The following is a 17742-nucleotide window of genomic DNA, read 5'->3' on the forward strand; positions in this document are numbered from 1 at the left end:
AGTCAATGATGATTGGAAACGAATATCATTTTGCCCAAAACTATCCACTTTTTGAATATGTATTTAGCGTTTTTGATAGTTATTGATTTCCTTGTGTTTCCCTATACTTCCTGCTACATCCTTGCCTTTTGGAATAACATTAAAAGCCCTCTACTTTTGCACCGTCAGAGCTGACTGAATGCCCTATGCGCAAGGGCGAGTTATTCATTTCAAAACAATCGAATTATGACGATAAACGAATTACTGGGCAAACCTGTATGGCAGATGACTGGTGAAGAATTACTTTTCCTTGCACAACACAGTAATATATTCACGTGCGGGGAATCAACCAAGGCTTCTTCCTCCAAAGAAGAAAAGCGATATGTGTATGGATTGGCTGGCATAGCACGTCTTTTCGGATGCAGCTTGCCCACAGCCAACCGTATCAAACAAAGTGGCAAAATCAATCGTGCCATTACGCAAGTAGGTCGCAAGATTATTGTTGATGCTGACCTTGCACTTGAATTGGCAGGACGAAAGACGGGAGGGCGAAGATGAACACGACTGATTATGAAAACATTTGGCAAAAGTCGCTCATTCATGTAACGGATGAGTTTGCGCTTCCGCCCGTTGTGCTGCAAGCAGGTGAAGCCATTATTGGCACATTAGGTAACTTCAGTGTGTCGACAGGTAAGGCAAAAGCAAAGAAGACTTTCAATGTGAGTGCCATCGTTGCAGCAGCCCTTATCAATGGACAAGTATTGGAATATCGTGCTTCATTTCCAGAATTGAAAAGAAATATTCTCTACTTCGATACAGAGCAAAGTCCCTATCACTGCCAACTTGTGATGCAACGCATTCTGCGGTTGGCAGGATTGCCGATAGATCGAGAGCCAGAGCATTTGAGGTTCAGCCATCTCAGAGCGATTGCAGACCCAAACGAGCGCAGAGAAATCATCCGTTATGCTATTTACAACACACCCAATGTGGGCTTGGTGGTCATTGATGGTATTCGTGACTTGATGCTTGATATCAACAACTCTACGGAGGCTACCAAGTTAGTGGGCGACCTGATGCAATGGACGAGTGAACAGAATATCCATATTCAGACCGTCTTGCACCTCAACAAGGGCGATGACAATGCACGAGGGCATATCGGTACAGAACTTAACAACAAAGCAGAGACCGTCCTCCAAATTACAAGGGATAACACTATGCCCGAGCGCAGTATCGTTGCTCCTGCTATCATTCGCTCCAAGCCTTTTGAAAAATTTGCCTTTCGACTTAAGGAGGGTGAAGATGAGATTTGCATTCCCCAATTAGATTTCTCGTATTCCGACAATGAACGGAAGTCGCATCGTTTCTCCTACCAAGAGTTAAGCACTAACGAACATCGAAAGGCGTTAGAACAAGTATTCTCTACAAGCGAAATTTTGCCATATAGTACACTAATTGTAGCTCTTAAAGAGGCTTATGCTAAGATTGTGGGGCTATCCTATGGGCAAACTAAACTCAAGGAACTTTTGCAATTCTTGCTCAACAAAGGTATAGTGGTTAAGGAAGAACGAGGAAAATATCGGCTCAGTCATAATTCTCTTCAATAAAACCTTTGGTCGGTCGGACACAGGCTATATATACCTGAACCGATCCGACCAAAGAGAAACAAACTTGGTCGGACGTAAAGGTGAGCCTATAGTGAACGACCGTCCGACCAATACTAAAACCTTCAGCCTCCAAAAGAAAAAGGCTGAGATTTATTCATTTCAAACATCAAAACAAAATCACAATGGAGATACAAAATATCAAGCAAATCTCTATCACAGATTATTTGCAGCAACAGGGTTATTCACCTGCACGAATACAAGGTATTCATTTTTGGTACTGCTCCCCACTACGCAACGAAAGTACACCATCATTCAAAGTAAATACAGAGCGCAACCAATGGTATGACTTTGGAACTGGCGAACATGGAGATATTATTGACCTTGTACGTACTTTACAGCATTGTACTATGTACGAAGCCATTGACTTTCTAATCGGTTCAAAACAAATAGTGCATCAAGATTTTTCTTTTGGCGGTGAAAGAAAAACCTCTAAGCACAAATTAGAGATCATATCTGTGCAATCACTTACCAATCCTTATTTGTTACGATACATTGCAGAGCGAGGAATATCTCTCAGCATCGCTAATAGATTCTGTTCTGAAATTCGATACAATAATACCAATCGGACATACTATGCCATTGGATTTGCAAACGATGCTGACGGTTGGGAAATTCGTAGTCCTTATTTCAAAGGCTGCATTGCTCCAAAAGCGATTACAACTATTAGTAAAGGCACAGACGTATTACAAATCTTTGAAGGGTTTATGGATTTTCTTTCGTGGCAAACGCTAAATCCTTCTTCAACTTGCGACACCATAGTTCTTAATTCTCTGACTCTTTTGCCACGCATTCAAGAGAAGATAAAAGGCTACAAACAAGTGGAGAGTTTTCTGGACAGTGACGATGCGGGGCGAAAATCGTTTGAAATTTTGAAGCAGTTTTGTCCACACATTATAGACGGTTCTGTACGCTACCGAGAGCATAAAGACCTCAACGAATGGCTCGTTGCTCAATCCAAAATCAAAAAGAAGCTGACATTATTACCGACCACGAAGCGTGGTATCAGAAGATAGAGTTTATCAGGGAAGCAAGTTTGTGTTTTGAGTATCTCAAAACCTACTTGCTCCCACCTTTGGGAGGTGAAAATCCCGTTGGTCTCATCAAAAAAATAAAAAATGGAACAGAAAAATAAAGGTGGACGACCCACTAAGACTTTATCAGAGAAACGGAAATATCAAGTGCTTCTTCGACTTAATACAATGGAGTATTACACCTTGTTGGGAAAAGCACGTGAAGCCTCCATTTCTCGAACAGAATTTTTACGACTGCTCATTATAAATGCAGAAGTAAAGAGCCGAATCAAGCCAGAGGAAATGCGACTCATCCGTACGGTTTCGGGCATGGCAAACAATCTCAATCAGATAGCCCATCGACTCAATGCTTTCGGAATCTCTGCACTCAATGAAGATTTGAATGCTCTGAAACAACTTATTAACGAACTTATGAAACGCTTGAAACCATGATTGCAAAAATTATCAAAGGAACAAACTTCAGTGGAGTTGTCAATTATATGCTTAGCAAACGTGAAGATGAAGCCAAGGTTTTACAAGCCATAGGTGTACGCAGTTCTTTGCCAAATGACATTGCACACGACTTCAACTTGCAAGCCTCTATGCGTCCAAGTGTACAGAAGCCTGTTTGTCATACGATACTCTCGTTCTCTGCTAGAGATGCCGAGCGATTGACAGATGATGTGATGGTCAAGATTGCCAATGAATATATAGAGAAAATGGGCTACGGAGATACGCAGAGCCTTATCGTAAGGCACAGCGATTGCCAGCATCCGCATCTTCACATTTGTATCAACCGCATTGGTAATAAAAGCAAGACCATTAGCGACCGCAATGAGAAGTATCGTTCAACGAAGATTTGCCGTGAACTGACAGAGCGTTATGGTTTGACCATTGGAGAAGGTAAGCGAGCCGTAAATCGCCACCGATTGCGAGGCGAAGACAAGTTACGCTATGAGATATTTGATGCTATCAACTCTATATTACCTCAATCTAAGACTTGGAAAGATTTTGTTGCAGAATTAGAGCAACAAGATATTACAACTTGTTTCAAAACAAAAGGTAATACCGATGATGTACAAGGAATCATCTTTGAAAAAGACGGATGTAGTTTCAGTGGCTCAAAGATAGACCGCTCATGCTCTTTCTCTCGCCTCAATGCTGAGATAGAACAAAATTCTCACAAACAAGAGAAAATTCATCTACAAAATGAGCCTATGGCAGATTCTGTAGATGAAAGCAATTTCATTACCGACCTATCCGAAGCAATTAGTGAAGTGTTTTCTATGCCAACACCAAGTAATGGCGTAGATGTTGATGAACTTCGATTTCAAAAGAAACTCCGTAATAGAGCTAATCGCAAACGTAGAATTTAATCACATCAAATTTATATCAGTATGAATAACGAAATAGCACCTGTTCTCGATATGCTCGAAGAACTCAAACAAGACTGCAAAGCCATCAGTAAAGCACAAGCAGAACTGCGCACTACTATTGCTGAACAGCTATCTAATCCAAAGGGAGATAGCATTAAAACACAAGAAACCGTGCAAATCCATCTCTCGAAAGAAACCCAAACCAAAATCAAAGAACATCAACTTTTTATTTTGGAGGCACTATCAGAGTCGAATAAGAAGCTCGACCCAAAGTTTGAAACGTTGCAACAGCTTATCAGCAAACAACAAAAGCCCATAGTATTTAAGAATTACTCGCTCTTTGCAAGCGTGCAATTAGCCGAGCGTATGCTGCTCTTATTGGTTTGTGGGCTGGTTATTGTAAGTTGTTGGTTCTTCGGTATGGGAGCCAACAAGCTACAAACAGCCTCCGATTACGACCTACGTTACCGCTACCTGCGTATGCAAGGCAAAGCAACAAGTAAAGACTTCGCCCATCTCGACAGCCTTTTTATCACGCACCGCAATCCCAAAGCCATTCAACAGGTGCAGCAGAAAGTTGTTGATTACGAACAAGCCCTGCAAAGGCAAGCGGAATTGTTGCTACAACAGAAGAGTATTACGGAAGAACAAGCGGGGCTTCAGAAACACTTGAAACAATAAAATACGCCCCTAAGTAGCGTTCATGCTATTTAGGGGAGATTATCCTATTTGCTTGCAGATTTATTAGACACATCTACCTTATTGAGTCCTTGTTCCACCTCTTCTATTGTGGGCAATTTTGAAACAATTTCTTTCGGTATGATATTATTCAATTCATAAGCAGCTACACCTAATGGCTTATTGATGCCATTGAATGCCCACTCAACTTTTGTTTCATCTTTTGTTTTACAAATAAGAAGTCCTATCGTAGAATTATCTTCTTCCTGCTTGAGCAGTTTGTCCACTGCAGTAACGTAAAAGTTGAGTTTGCCTGCATATTCTGGCTGAAAAGCATGCGTCTTTAACTCTACAACCACATAGCATTTAAGGCGAATATGGTAAAAGAGCATATCAATTCGATAAGACGTTCCTGATACCACAAGTTCTACCTGCCTGCCACAAAACGAAAAGCCTTTGCCCAGCTCCAAAAGTAACTGGGTAATGTGTTTTGTCAATTCATCTTCCAAATCCCTTTCGTCATAGTCCTCTCGCATTGTAAGGAAATCAAAGTTGTAGGGGTCTTTTAGTGTCTCCTGAGCAAGTTTGCTCTGTGGGGCAGGTAAGTGTTCCTTAAAATTGGTAATAGCCTTTCCTTTTTGTTGATAGAAGTTTGCCGTCAGTGCATTTTCTAAAGCGGAGCGGCTCCAACCATTGTTTACAGTTTCTTGTAAATAGAAGTTTGCCTCCTCTATAGTTTTGCATTTGGTGATGATTTCACAATGGTGCCTCCATGGGACCTGAAAGAGTAAATCTTCTAATTCTCCACCAGCTTGGTGGAGAATTGTATCAGACAGAGAATAAAAGGCATACCATTTCTTAATGTACCACAAGTTTGTTTTTGAAAAACCACTTTGTCGAGGAAAAGCCTCTTTGAAATCAAGGCTTATACGCTCTATAATTCCTGCACCCCAACGCTCTTCCGCTTTTAGGGTGACCAAGTCATGGCCTAACTTCCAATAAAAGCGCAATAACTCAGAATTTATCTTAACAGCAGCCTTGAGTTGTGCATTACGATATTGCGATTTGATATTCTCCAACCATTCAGCATATTCTGATAGTTGGCCCTGAGGGTTATTCGCAGAGAGTATTATTTCATTATCCATACTTTTGTCTTTATGATTTTACGCAAGAGGCTCTTGCGTGAATGTTCTTGTTGAATTTATGACCAGCCAAACTGCTCCAAATATATTATAATTGATTGAATTTACTCATGGCATTTGCCTTAATATCGTCCGCAATATCTATGTAAGGTTTCATAGCCTTGTAATCGCTGTGCCCTGTCCACTTCATCACAACTTGAGGAGGAATACCCAATGCAAGCGCATTGCAGATAAAAGTGCGGCGACCTGCATGTGTGCCAAGCAGGGCATATTTAGGTGTAACTTCGTCAATACGCTCATTACCTTTGTAATAAGTTTGGCGAATGGGTTCGTCAATTCCTGCCAATTTTGCCAATTCTTTAAGATAATCATTCATTTTCTGATTGGTAATCACAGGCAAGACCTTATCATTTTCAAACGCCACATCCTTGTATTTGTCAAGAATCGCTTTACTGTGATTGTTCAGCTCGATAATCAAGCTATCGGAAGTCTTGACCGTTGTAACTTCAATATGGTCGCCTTTAATATCACTCCTGCGGAGGTTGAATACATCTGAATAACGCAAGCCAGTGAAGCATTGGAAGAGAAATACATCACGCACACGTTCGAGAGCCTGCTTGTTGGAGGGGATTTTGAACTCTCGGAGACGATTGAGTTCGTCCCAAGTGAGAAAGATGATTTTCTTCTGCGTACTCTTGAGTTTCGGCTTATAGTTGTCGTAGGCGTTGTTTTGATGCACACCTTTCTTGAAAGCCCAGCGCAAAAACCACTTCAAGAAACTCAGTTGCTTGCCAATGGTCGAATTGCGCATTTCCTTTACGTCACGGAGATAACCCACATAGTCATTCAAGCCTCGCTCATCAAAGAACTCAAAGGTAAGTCCTTCACGAAAGTTGGTCAAATGATTTTTCACGGCTGCAAATTTCTCAAAAGTGGAGTCCGTCCAATTGTTCTGACGTCCACAATCCTCGACAAAATTATCAAACACCTGAAAGAAGTCGCAAGGCAATGCTTCTTTTTGGGACTTAGGCTCTTTGCTCGCAGTTTTGTGCAAAGCATTGAAAGCCTCCTTAATCTGTTCGGGTGTTGGCATTACGTCCTCTACCTCAAACTTCTTAAAGATTGCCTGTATTTCTGTATAATACTCCAAGAGCGAAGCGTTGATTTCGGAAGCTGATTGTTTCAACTTGTTACTACAACCATTCTTCACACGTTGCTTATCTGCATCCCATTTGGTAGCATCGATGCGGTAGCCAGTGGTAAACTCAATCCGCTTGGACGCAAAATTAACACGCATACGAATCGGCACGTTCTCTGTGATAAGAACTCCGTCCTTCTTCCTGCTCTCCAACGTGAAGATGATGTTCCGTTTGATATTCATACCTTCGGGTGTATTGATTTATGCACCCAAAGTTACACCCTAAAAATGATATAACCAAAGATTTTCCGTGAAATCTCATTTTAATAACACTTTACGTAAACGACTATATTACAATAGATTGATGCGATTTGATAGGTTGTGATAGTTCAAGAGAAAGAGCCTCTCTCTCCGCTTTAAGTACTCTGGCAGCACCGCCAGAGAGCACTACTAGAAAAGCCTAAGTATCGTAATTCTAACGAGTTACGATACTTTTGTTTTATAAGCCTCTACCTCTTCAGAGTAGTTACAGAGATAGCCGAAACGCCCAAAATACTCTCCAATGGCTACAATCTGGCTACACTTTTTTCTCGCAAAAAATAATTGTAGCCAAGAGTACGTAGAGAGTCTGTTTAGAGTACTTGTACATTGCTGTAGTTCAAATAATTATGTGCAACTTTGTAGGCGAGTTGTAGAGAGTTATTAGCACCGTAAATGTGTAGCTTTTCTGGTAGCAAACTTTCTATGCTTGTCTACAATAAAAACAGACAATGTATGCAATCAATTTTCAGAACAGCATTCTACCTTCGCAGCAACTATGTGAACAAGGAAGGAAAAACGCCAGTAATGCTACGCATCTATCTCAACAATGAGCGGATGTCACTAGGCTCCACTGGCATCACCATCGTGCAGTCCCAATGGGATCACGAAAAAGAGCGAGTAAAAGGTCGTCACACCGAAGCTCTGAATACGAACTTGCATAAACTTCACACAGATGGCTCGCTACGGCGAGCAGACCTATCGTCAGAATTTCAACCGAAAGAAGAAAGACTGCACCGATTGGCTTCTGTTGAACCTGTCTCTTGCAAGGCGTGTGTTGGACATGGATGGCTTACTTGCCATTGCCATAGACCTATGCTATATCAGCAAGGTCGGGAAGAAGACTCCTCATATCGGACGGTTCTGGTCGGGATGTGCAGGGGCGGTGAAGCACGGACTTGAAATCATAGGCATCGGCTTGCTGGATGTTGCCAACAACAAGTGCATGATGCTGCGTGCCCATCAGACAATAGGGAGCTCGCGCTGAAGATGAGGAACAAGACACTCGTCGAATATTACATCAATGTTATGAAGCGGTATTCAAAGAAACTGCTGAGTATCACTGATATAGTAGTGGCTGACGCATTCTTCTCCACATCCACGTTCGAGAAGGGTATGTCGGAGCTTGGCTTCTATCTGGTCAGCCGCTTCCGTGACAACGCTTGCCTGCATTACATTTCCAAGAGGGAAAAGAGGCGTGGACGACCAAGAGTCAAGGGAGACAAGATTGACTTGGCAAACCTCAACCTCTCATGTATGGAAGAACTGCACATTGATGGACTGGACGGAAAGGCGTACACCCTCGAGGTTTATGCCAAGGCTCTAAAGAAGAGGGTGCGACTTGTCATCTGGCGAATGCCAGGTGGAAAGTGCAAGTTGTTCTTCTCGACAAAACTCTCAATGACGGGTGAGGAAGTATTGAAGACATACCGCACTCGTTTCCAGATAGAGTTCTGCTATCGCGACAGCAAGCAGTTTACGGGACTTATGGATTGTCAGGCAAGACACAAGAGACAGTTGGACTTTGCGTTCAACGCATCGTTCGCCTCACTGAATGCCGCCAAGGTCTTTATGAAAGACAATGGTATGTACAATTCCATAGCAAAAGTTAAGTCGTTGATGTTCAATGCGAACTATACAAAATTAATTTTCGACATGTCCCGATGCCGACCGAACCGAACTTTAATTAGTAAGATTGTCAAAGAACTCATTGGCTGGCAGCCTAAGGCTGCGTAGCCATATCCTCAAATTTTAACGAACTATTGCTATAAATGCCGCTGTCAAAAATAAGGTGAAATATCCGAAGATAGATAAATTTTCTTGCTTACATCGAATCTAAAGTTACAATAAAGCAACTTCCCTTTCCGATTTCGCTCTCCACTCGAATGTTTCCTCCATGCGCTTCCACAAAATCTTTCGAGATGGCCAATCCCAAGCCAGATCCTTGCACCTTGGTGCCTGGTACACGAAAATAACGTTCGAAGATAGTGTCATGGTAACGAGGATCAATACCTTTTCCAAAGTCACGTACATAGATTTCAATGCGATTCTCTGTTTGGCGGGCACCGATTATGATACGCCCATGTTGTGGTGAATAGTGAATGGCATTGCCGAGCAGATTTGTGATTACCCAAGCAATCTTCTCTGAATCCACAAAAAGTTTGGGCATCTTCTCGGTAGGATATTCTACTTCAATATTGCATTCGAATCGCTCGGCCAGCACATGGGTAGCCTTGATAGCATATTCAATAAGCTCAATAGGTTTGGTCACCTTGGGGCTAAGTTGCAAGGAGCCACTCTCTACTTGAGTCATTTTGAGCAGTTCACCAGTGATTTTGAGCAGACGGTCACTGTTGTCACCTATGCTTTTGGCAAGTTCCTGCTGCTCGTCGCTCAGCGTGCCTATGCGTTTGTCTTCGAGCAATTGCAGACTCATCAGAATGGCTGATATAGGAGTCTTCAATTCATGGGAAATCACAGAGATGAAGTTGGTCTTGGCATTGTCGAGTTCCTTGAACTTCGTCACATCGTTGAGCATCACCACGGTGCCATATTCGTCGGCCAACTTCAGATAATGTACCTCAAAATAGCTCTCCTTGTTATCCGCATAAATCTTGAGAGGTTCCTTTTCAGAGCCTCCATTTTCAGGCATTCCTTTCACCAACCTGCGCAATAAATCATTGTTTACGGAGAGAGCCAAAGCGGACTGACCTACTAACTTATCTTCAGGCAGATTGATCAGATTACTTAGAGCCGTATTGGCAAAAAGTATCTCTTGCTGTTGGTTCAAGCCCAAAATTGGCTTGTTGATGGCACGTACCACGGTCTCCAGATACTGCTTGGCGGCAATAATACGAGCCATGTTGCTCTCTTCATAGAGTGCCAGCTGCTCGGTCATGTGATTGAAGGAAGTAGCTACAGGAGCAAACTCAGCGTCTTCGGCAAACTCCAATCTCTTGCCATAATGGCCATTGGCAATTTCGGTGATGCCTTCTATTAACTTTTGGATAGGCGAAGATAATGATTTGGGAAAATGAATCTGCATGAATGTTGCTACACCAGCACAAAGCAATGCCATCAATATGGTCCATAACAAGGCGGTTTTAGCACTATCTGAGGCCTGTTCCGATTTGTAATAAATAGCATTTGTATTGAGACGAATAATGGTGTTGATAGCTTCGTGTAGTTGCAGCATGTTGGTAGTGGTAGGTTGCGCCAAAAAAGCATTAAAACGAGATTCGAGTCGTTCGGTCATCATCCGTTCTTCTTGCTCCGTGACATTCTTTTTCTGCAGAGCCAGATTTTCTCGAAAGTTCTTGAGCGAGTTGACACTATCTGTATAATAGATATTGGTGGCACTCAGCATCTGCTGCGCATAAGTCACCGAGTGATAGTTGTCCTTGAGAATACGCTCCGTGCTCACTTTCTGCTGATACACAGTGATGCAAGCAAAGGCACCCATCAACAGAATGGTGCCCAGCAGCAAACCAAAGAGAGAGGATATTTTGGTCTTGATTTTCATATTCGCTCAGATTTATTTGAGACCATAGTCTTCGATTTTCCGATAGAGAGTAGTCAGCCCAATCTTCATCAGTCGAGCCGCCTCTGTCTTGTTGCCCCCTGTATAAGCTAACATTTTGATGATGTGATGTCTTTCGATTGTGGCTAATTCCAATCCACTTCCACTTTCACCTTCATTCCATTGCACCTCCAAGGGAAGATCTTGAGCCGTCAGCTTGTCTCCTGAGGCAAGAATCACGCTCCGTTCCATCACATTGCGAAGTTCGCGGATATTTCCTTTCCACGGATATCGTCTAATCAATGCGATGAAAGAATCATCCATGCCATCAATCGGCTTGTTTTGCTTATGGGCAAAAGCCTGCATGAAGTTTTCAGCCAATAGACGGATATCTTCACCACGCTCTCTAAGAGGAGGTAAGTCGATGGAAAAGATAGAGAGGCGGTAGTATAAATCTTCGCGGAAGTTGCCCTGCGCAATTTCTTCTTTTAGATGACGGTTGGTAGCGGCAATCACACGCACATCGGCATGGTGGCTTACCATATCGCCCACTGGGATGTAATCGCCTGTTTCTAGCACACGCAGCATCTTCACCTGTAGCGATAGGGGCATTTCGCCAATTTCATCGAGAAAGAGTGTACCATTTTTGGCTTGGTCAAACAAGCCTCGTTTGTCCTTTGTAGCCCCCGTAAAGGCGCCAGCCTTGTAACCAAAGAGCTCGCTTTCGAGCAGTTCCGGGCTTAACGCACCGCAGTTGACGGCCACAAAAGAGCCACCACGACGGTTACTCAGTTGATGTATAGCCCCTGCAAAGACTTCCTTACCCGTACCGGTTTCCCCCGTAAGTAAGATGGTCGTATCGGTAGGAGCTACTTTGCGAGCCATATCAATAGCCCCCAATAAGGGTTTGGACTTCCCGATGATGGTGTCGAACGAATACTCCTTGTCGATGATTTTTTCCAGTTGAGTCACCTTGCGGCGCAGTCCGATTTCCTCGCACGCACGGCCAATCATCGGGATGATGCGAATGTTGTCATCTCCTTTCACTAAGTAATCGTAAGCCCCATTTTTGATGGCACTTACTCCGTCCTGGATGTTTCCATGGGCGGTCAAGAGGATAATTTTCCCCTCGGGTAGCAGTTTATTCCATTCGGACACTACTTCCACCCCATTGCCATCGGGCAGGAATACGTCGAGCAGCACTACATCAGGCGCCTCCTTCTGCAACATCTTCTTACCAGTAGTCAATGAGTCAGCCTCGACTACCGTATATCCTTCGAGCGAGATGAGACGTGCCATTAGTTTACGCAGGCTCGGTTCATCATCTACTATCAATACTTTCTTATTTTGATTCATAAATTATATTCTTCTTTCATTTTGTACCTACAAAAGCACGCTTATTCTTCTATTAATGCTCCCTGTTTTTCAGGATAATATGATTAAATCAGTATTCAGTTGCTTCAGAGCGTCCAAAAACGTGCGATATTTTTTGATATCCCATAAAATTCTGGGCATTCGGAAAGCAGGCTGTCCCAAGCAGACGGTGGAGATAGGTTGCTCATGACATAAATCGATGATGGCTTCCAACACATGAGGCGAAGTGCGCTCCACCACCTTTCCACCCAACTCTGCCACTAGCTTGAAATGATCCAACAGGTGACGTTGGTCAGCTAAAGGAATATTATCTGTATTTTCATGTGGAGTTTGTACATAGAGCACTAGAAAACTACAGTCGTATTGTTCGGCCAACCTCGATACCCGTCGGATGATATGTCGTGGTGAGGTGGGATGGCTGCTGATACAAGCCAAGAGAGGCCCCCGTTTGGTAGGCGATTGTTGAGTCTCAGCACTAGACTCACTCAGCACCTTCTTTTCCACTCGAAAAGCCACCTCTTTCAGCGCCAGTTCACGCAGACGGAGGATATGGTCGGTTTGGAAGAAGTGGTCCAAGGCCTGCTGGATATTTTCCTTCCGGTATATTTTTCCGGCTTTCAGGCGGTCAAGAAGTTCCTCGGCGGTAAGATCGATATTGACCACTTCATCCGCTTCGCGCAACACGGTGTCGGGGATGCGCTCCCCTACATCAATACCAACGATATGGTGCACCTCTTCGTTCAGGCTTTCGATGTGCTGGATATTGACCGCACTGATGACGTTGATACCTGCATCCAGCAGATTCATCACATCTTGCCAGCGTTTGGCGTTTCGACTTCCATCGATGTTGGAGTGAGCCAGTTCATCTACTATAACAACTTCAGGATGTCTGGCCACGATGGCATCCACATCCATCTCCTCTACCAGCTTGCCTTTATAGTAAACCTGTTTGCGGGGGATGACAGTCAGTCCGTCGATTAGAGCCTTCGTTCCTGGTCGGCCATGTGTTTCGATATAACCAATCTGCACATCCACTCCCTGCTGCTGCATTTCGTGCGCATCGCACAGCATCCGATAGCTCTTGCCCACACCGGCAATCATTCCGATGTAGATCTTGAACTTCCCCCTGCGCTGGCGTTTGATGAGTTGCAGAAAGTATTCGGCACTATGCGTATCTGTTTTATTCATGAAGTTTATTCCTTTTTACTATCGTTAATAAGTCGTGCAAATTATATGCCAGCATCGTAATGTGTTATATTTGAGTATATTTCTTTCTTTTCCCGGCTTATACCCTTCTATTTTGGAAGGGTCGTTTTTCAAAATGAAAAAATGATTGTCTCAGATAGTTGAAAGTCCACTTCAGACAGGTCTTATTATTCCGAAAATACACCTTTCCATTTTGGGAAGGATAAAATAACTCAATTTCGAGAGATAAAATTATTTCTCGTTGGTTATGAGCTCCTTACGGAGTGTCTGTCTCATCTGGCATGTGCATTGCCCATAGAGAAGTAGAATTTTATAACAGAAGTTTAACTCTAAAAAAGTATGAAATGACGGAATTATTTTCAGTAGGTTTTGCAGTCTGTATGCTCAGTGGCATCGGCTGCTTTGTGATGTTCAACAAATGTATCGACTGGTTCGAGAAAATCTAAAAAACTCAAAAAATGATGTACACAGCTTTATTTATCGTAGGCATCCTCCTGTTCGGCTATATGATGTATGTACTTCTGAAGCCGGAAAGGTTCTAAACTAAAAAACAATTTAGGTATGAATACAGAATTAGTAGGCGTTGCGGCGCAAATCGTACTCATGGTGGGGCTCAGCTATCCCTTGGGTAAATACATAGCGAGAGTTTATAAAGGAGAGAAAACGTGGCTCGACTTCTTGCGTCCCGTAGAACGGATGATATTCCGCTTGAGTGGAATCAATCCTGGGGAAGAAATGAACTGGAAACAGTTTCTTCGTGCCTTGCTCACGGTGAACCTCTTCTGGTTTGTATGGGGCATGGTGCTGCTGGTACTTCAAGGTAGCCTGCCGCTCAATCCTGACGGCAACTTAGGACAGACTGCCCATCAGGCGTTCAACACCTGCATCAGTTTCATGGTCAACTGCAACCTACAGCACTATAGCGGCGAGAGTGGCTTGACCTATTTCACTCAGCTCTTCGTCATCATGCTCTTCCAGTTTATCACCGCTGCTTGTGGTATGGCAGCTATGGCGGGCATCATGAAAGCATTGGCGGCCAAGACTACCCAGACTATTGGCAACTTCTGGAACTACCTAGTGCTGAGTGTCACCCGCATCCTTCTACCACTCTCCCTTATCGTAGGTTTCATCCTCATTGTAGAAGGTGTACCTATGGGTTTCGATGGCAAGATGGAAGTCACTACCTTGGAAGGAACCGTTCAGCAGATTTCACAAGGTCCTGCGGCCGCTATTATTCCCATCAAGCAACTGGGTACCAATGGTGGTGGCTACTTTGGTGTGAACTCCTCTCATCCCCTTGAGAACCCCACTTACCTGACCAATATGGTAGAGTGCATCTCCATCCTGCTTATCCCCATGGCCATGGCTTTCGCTTTTGGTTTCTATCTGAAACGTAAGCGTTTGGGTTCTGTGATTTATGGTGTGATGCTGGTGGGTTTCTTAATGGGTGTGGGCATCAATGTTAGCCAGGAGATGGGTGGCAACTCGCGTATTGATGCTATGGGCATCGCCCAAAACGGAGGCTCCATGGAAGGCAAGGAAGTGCGCTTTGGTTCAGCTGCTACCGGTTTGTGGAGCGTAGTGACCACTGTCACTTCCAACGGTTCAGTCAATGGTATGCACGACTCTACCATGCCACTTTCTGGTATGATGGAGATGCTAAATATGCAGATTAACACTTGGTTTGGAGGCGTGGGTGTAGGCTGGATGAATTACTTCACATTCATCATCATGGCTGTATTCATCAGCGGATTGATGGTGGGTCGTACGCCTGAGTTCTTAGGGCATAAGGTAGAAGCGCGTGAGATGAAGATTGCCTCTATCGTAGCCCTGCTTCATCCCTTTATTATCTTGGTGGGAACAGCTTTGGCTGCCTATCTCTTTGTCTATGCCCCCGACTTTGTAGCGAGTGAAGGCGGATGGCTCAACAATCCTGGCTATCATGGACTGGGTGAGATACTCTATGAATATACCTCTTCGGCAGCCAACAATGGTTCTGGTTTTGAGGGTTTGGGAGATAATACTTGGTTTTGGAACTTCTCTTGTGGATTGGTGTTGATATTAGGCCGTTTCGTCCCCATCATCGGACAAGTAGCCATAGCAGGTTTGTTGGCCGAGAAGCGTTATGTGCCTGAGAGTGCAGGCACGCTGCGCACCGATACCGCTACCTTCGGTGTGATGACCTTTGCCGTGATCCTCATCATAGCCGCCTTGTCGTTCTTCCCTGCACAAGCACTGAGTACAATCGCCGAACATTTTAGTCTCTAATCATTTAGCAATAACAAGAAGTATGAAAGATAATAAATCAGCCTCTCTGTTTCAGAGAGACCAAGTCAAAGAAAGTATCAAGCAATCTTTTGTAAAGCTCAATCCTCGCTTGATGATCAAGAATCCGGTAATGTTCACCGTAGAGGTATGCACAGTATTCATGATGTTAGTCACCGGCTATTCGCTTTTTAGTCCTGCTCAAGACTCGTTTACCTACAATTTGTTGGTTTTCATTATTCTACTGGTCACCTTGCTGTTTGCAAACTTTGCCGAAGCCATTGCCGAGGCTCGCGGCAAGGCCCAAGCCGATAGCCTGCGTAAGACGCGAGAAGAGACACCAGCCAAGCAATTGATAGATGGTAAGGTAAAGCATGTAAGTAGTTCGATGCTCCGTAAAGGCGATCTGTTCACTTGCGAGGCTGGCGATGTGATTCCAGCCGATGGTGAGATTATCGAAGGTTTGGCATCCATCGACGAGAGTGCCATCACCGGTGAATCAGCCCCCGTAATTCGTGAGGCAGGTGGTGATAAGAGTTCCGTAACAGGTGGAACGAAGGTGCTGTCCGACCACATCGTAGCCCGCGTCACCACCAGTCCGGGTGAGAGTTTCCTCGACAAGATGATTGCCTTGGTCGAAGGGGCCTCGCGTCAGAAGACTCCCAATGAGATAGCGCTGACCATCCTCCTATCCGCCTTTACCTTGGTGTTCATCATCGTGTGCATCACCTTAAAGCCTATGGCCGACTATTCGGGCGCTACCATTAGCATCGCAGCTTTCCTCTCGCTCTTCGTCTGCCTCATTCCCACTACCATCGGAGGGCTGCTCTCAGCCATAGGCATTGCTGGTATGAACCGTGCCTTGCGTGCCAATGTCATCACCAAGAGCGGTAAGGCAGTGGAAACGGCTGGCGATGTCGATACCCTCTTGCTCGACAAGACAGGAACCATCACCATCGGCAACCGCAAAGCTACTGGGTTTTATCTGGTGAAAGGTATGGATCCGCAACGTTTTGTATCAGCCTGTCTGCTCTCGTCCGTGTCCGATGATACCCCTGAAGGAAAATCAATCATCGACTTGGGCCGCCAACAAGGAGCCCACATGCGGCAGCTCTGCATAGAGGGTTCACACATGATCAAGTTCTCGGCCGAAACCAAATGCTCGGGCATCGACCTGCAAGACGGTACCGAAATCCGTAAAGGCGCTTATCAAGCTATCCGTCACATCGTAGAGGCGGCAGGCAATACCTTCCCCACGGAGATTGAGGTGCGCATTGATCAGATAACCAGCAATGGTGGCACTCCGTTGGTAGTCAGCATCAACAAAGAGGTGGCCGGAGTTATCGAATTGCAAGATATTATCAAACCGGGCATTCAAGAGCGTTTCAGCCGTCTGCGCAAGATGGGAGTGAAAACGGTGATGGTGACAGGCGATAATCCGCTCACCGCCAAATATATTGCCGAGCAAGCCGGCGTGGACGACTTCATTGCCGAAGCCAAACCCGAGGATAAGATGGAGTATATCAAGCGCGAACAGCAAGCAGGCAAGCTGGTGGCTATGATGGGCGATGGCACCAACGATGCTCCTGCCTTGGCACAAGCCAATGTGGGTGTGGCAATGAATAGCGGTACACAGGCAGCCAAGGAAGCCGGTAATATGGTAGATCTCGACAACGATCCTACCAAACTGATAGAAATTGTAGAGATCGGTAAGCAGCTGCTCATGACTCGCGGCACTCTGACCACCTTCTCTATTGCCAACGATGTAGCCAAATACTTTGCCATCGTTCCGGCCTTGTTTATGGTGTCCATTCCTCAGTTACAAGCTCTAAATATTATGCAACTGCATAGCCCCGAGAGTGCGATACTATCTGCTGTCATCTTCAATGCCATTATCATTCCTATCCTGATTCCATTGGCCTTGCGAGGAGTACAGTATAAGCCTATAGGTGCATCGGCCCTGCTCCGTCGCAACTTGCTTATCTATGGATTAGGTGGAGTCATCGCCCCCTTTGTAGGCATCAAACTCATCGATCTGCTAGTAGGTCTTTTCTTTTAATCTCTAAAAACTA

16 protein-coding genes and 1 pseudogene are annotated in these 17742 nt (G+C 44.5%); 12 read left to right on the forward strand and 5 right to left on the reverse strand.

Annotation, left to right across the window (positions count from 1 at the left end; translation table 11 throughout):
- Positions 1–225: 225 nt before the first annotated feature.
- From PREBIDRAFT_RS08640 to PREBIDRAFT_RS08665, 6 genes are all read left to right on the forward strand, one after another.
- Positions 226–537, forward strand: a complete 312-nt coding sequence (locus PREBIDRAFT_RS08640) for a DUF3853 family protein (protein WP_004336073.1) — start codon at positions 226–228, stop codon at positions 535–537.
- Complete coding sequence (locus PREBIDRAFT_RS08645) at positions 534–1583, forward strand: AAA family ATPase (RefSeq protein WP_004336069.1); 1050 nt, start codon at positions 534–536, stop codon at positions 1581–1583. Before PREBIDRAFT_RS08640 ends, PREBIDRAFT_RS08645 begins: the two co-directional genes overlap by 4 nt.
- 182 nt (positions 1584–1765) lie before the next feature.
- A complete protein-coding gene (locus tag PREBIDRAFT_RS08650; RefSeq protein WP_004336067.1) occupies positions 1766–2656 on the forward strand; it encodes a CHC2 zinc finger domain-containing protein in 891 nt (296 codons plus the stop codon).
- A 102-nt stretch (positions 2657–2758) separates the two neighbouring features.
- Entirely contained in the window at positions 2759–3106 is a 348-nt protein-coding gene (locus tag PREBIDRAFT_RS08655) for a plasmid mobilization protein (RefSeq protein WP_004336065.1), read from the forward strand.
- Positions 3103–4029, forward strand: a complete 927-nt coding sequence (locus PREBIDRAFT_RS08660; protein ID WP_004336063.1) for a relaxase/mobilization nuclease domain-containing protein — start codon at positions 3103–3105, stop codon at positions 4027–4029. The genes PREBIDRAFT_RS08655 and PREBIDRAFT_RS08660 overlap by 4 nt, the downstream gene beginning before the upstream one ends.
- A 21-nt stretch (positions 4030–4050) precedes the next feature.
- Entirely contained in the window at positions 4051–4710 is a 660-nt protein-coding gene (locus PREBIDRAFT_RS08665; protein ID WP_004336061.1) for a hypothetical protein, read from the forward strand.
- A 44-nt stretch (positions 4711–4754) separates the two neighbouring features.
- Here PREBIDRAFT_RS08665 and PREBIDRAFT_RS08670 read toward each other — a convergent pair whose 3' ends face one another.
- On the reverse strand, positions 4755–5852 hold the full coding sequence (locus PREBIDRAFT_RS08670; protein ID WP_004336059.1) for a PDDEXK nuclease domain-containing protein: 1098 nt from the start codon (positions 5850–5852) through the stop codon (positions 4755–4757).
- 85 nt (positions 5853–5937) lie between these two features.
- Positions 5938–7230, reverse strand: coding sequence for a site-specific integrase (locus PREBIDRAFT_RS08675; protein WP_004336056.1), 1293 nt, complete (start codon positions 7228–7230; stop codon positions 5938–5940).
- Between the two features lie 501 nt (positions 7231–7731).
- On the opposite strand from PREBIDRAFT_RS08675, the pseudogene PREBIDRAFT_RS11235 reads away from it, so the two are divergent.
- The 3 genes and pseudogenes from PREBIDRAFT_RS11235 to PREBIDRAFT_RS08680 form a co-directional block, all read left to right on the forward strand.
- Positions 7732–7965: pseudogene (locus PREBIDRAFT_RS11235) on the forward strand (Arm DNA-binding domain-containing protein); the annotation flags it as partial.
- Positions 7966–7981: 16 nt separating this feature from the next.
- Complete coding sequence (locus PREBIDRAFT_RS11730; RefSeq protein ID WP_238295891.1) at positions 7982–8293, forward strand: transposase; 312 nt, start codon at positions 7982–7984, stop codon at positions 8291–8293.
- A gap of 2 nt (positions 8294–8295) precedes the next feature.
- Positions 8296–9042 (forward strand): transposase, encoded by a 747-nt coding sequence (locus PREBIDRAFT_RS08680; RefSeq protein WP_238295889.1) that lies wholly within the window; start codon positions 8296–8298, stop codon positions 9040–9042.
- Positions 9043–9130: 88 nt separating this feature from the next.
- Here the strand turns inward: PREBIDRAFT_RS08680 and PREBIDRAFT_RS08685 are convergent, their stop codons facing one another.
- The 3 genes from PREBIDRAFT_RS08685 to PREBIDRAFT_RS08695 form a co-directional block, all read right to left on the reverse strand.
- Positions 9131–10828, reverse strand: a complete 1698-nt coding sequence (locus tag PREBIDRAFT_RS08685; RefSeq protein ID WP_004336050.1) for a sensor histidine kinase — start codon at positions 10826–10828, stop codon at positions 9131–9133.
- Positions 10829–10840: 12 nt separating this feature from the next.
- Positions 10841–12181 (reverse strand): sigma-54-dependent transcriptional regulator, encoded by a 1341-nt coding sequence (locus PREBIDRAFT_RS08690; protein ID WP_004336048.1) that lies wholly within the window; start codon positions 12179–12181, stop codon positions 10841–10843.
- 69 nt (positions 12182–12250) lie between these two features.
- Positions 12251–13387: a histidine kinase gene (locus tag PREBIDRAFT_RS08695; protein WP_004336046.1), complete on the reverse strand. Its 1137-nt coding sequence runs from the start codon at positions 13385–13387 to the stop codon at positions 12251–12253.
- A 479-nt stretch (positions 13388–13866) separates the two neighbouring features.
- On the opposite strand from PREBIDRAFT_RS08695, the gene kdpF reads away from it, so the two are divergent.
- Genes kdpF through kdpB form a run of 3 tightly spaced genes read left to right on the forward strand, consistent with a single transcriptional unit; the run spans position 13867 to position 17729 of the window.
- The gene (gene kdpF / locus PREBIDRAFT_RS11900; protein ID WP_004336045.1) at positions 13867–13947 is read left to right on the forward strand and encodes a K(+)-transporting ATPase subunit F; all 81 of its coding nucleotides are present in this window, start codon (positions 13867–13869) and stop codon (positions 13945–13947) included.
- Positions 13948–13966: 19 nt separating this feature from the next.
- A complete protein-coding gene (kdpA, locus tag PREBIDRAFT_RS08700; RefSeq protein WP_004336044.1) occupies positions 13967–15673 on the forward strand; it encodes a potassium-transporting ATPase subunit KdpA in 1707 nt (568 codons plus the stop codon).
- Positions 15674–15695: 22 nt separating this feature from the next.
- Positions 15696–17729, forward strand: coding sequence for a potassium-transporting ATPase subunit KdpB (kdpB, locus tag PREBIDRAFT_RS08705; protein WP_004336043.1), 2034 nt, complete (start codon positions 15696–15698; stop codon positions 17727–17729).
- The last annotated feature ends 13 nt before the right edge of the window (positions 17730–17742 follow it).

The organism is Prevotella bivia DSM 20514, from assembly GCF_000262545.1.
In the GTDB taxonomy this organism is placed as follows: Bacteria; Bacteroidota; Bacteroidia; order Bacteroidales; family Bacteroidaceae; genus Prevotella; species Prevotella bivia.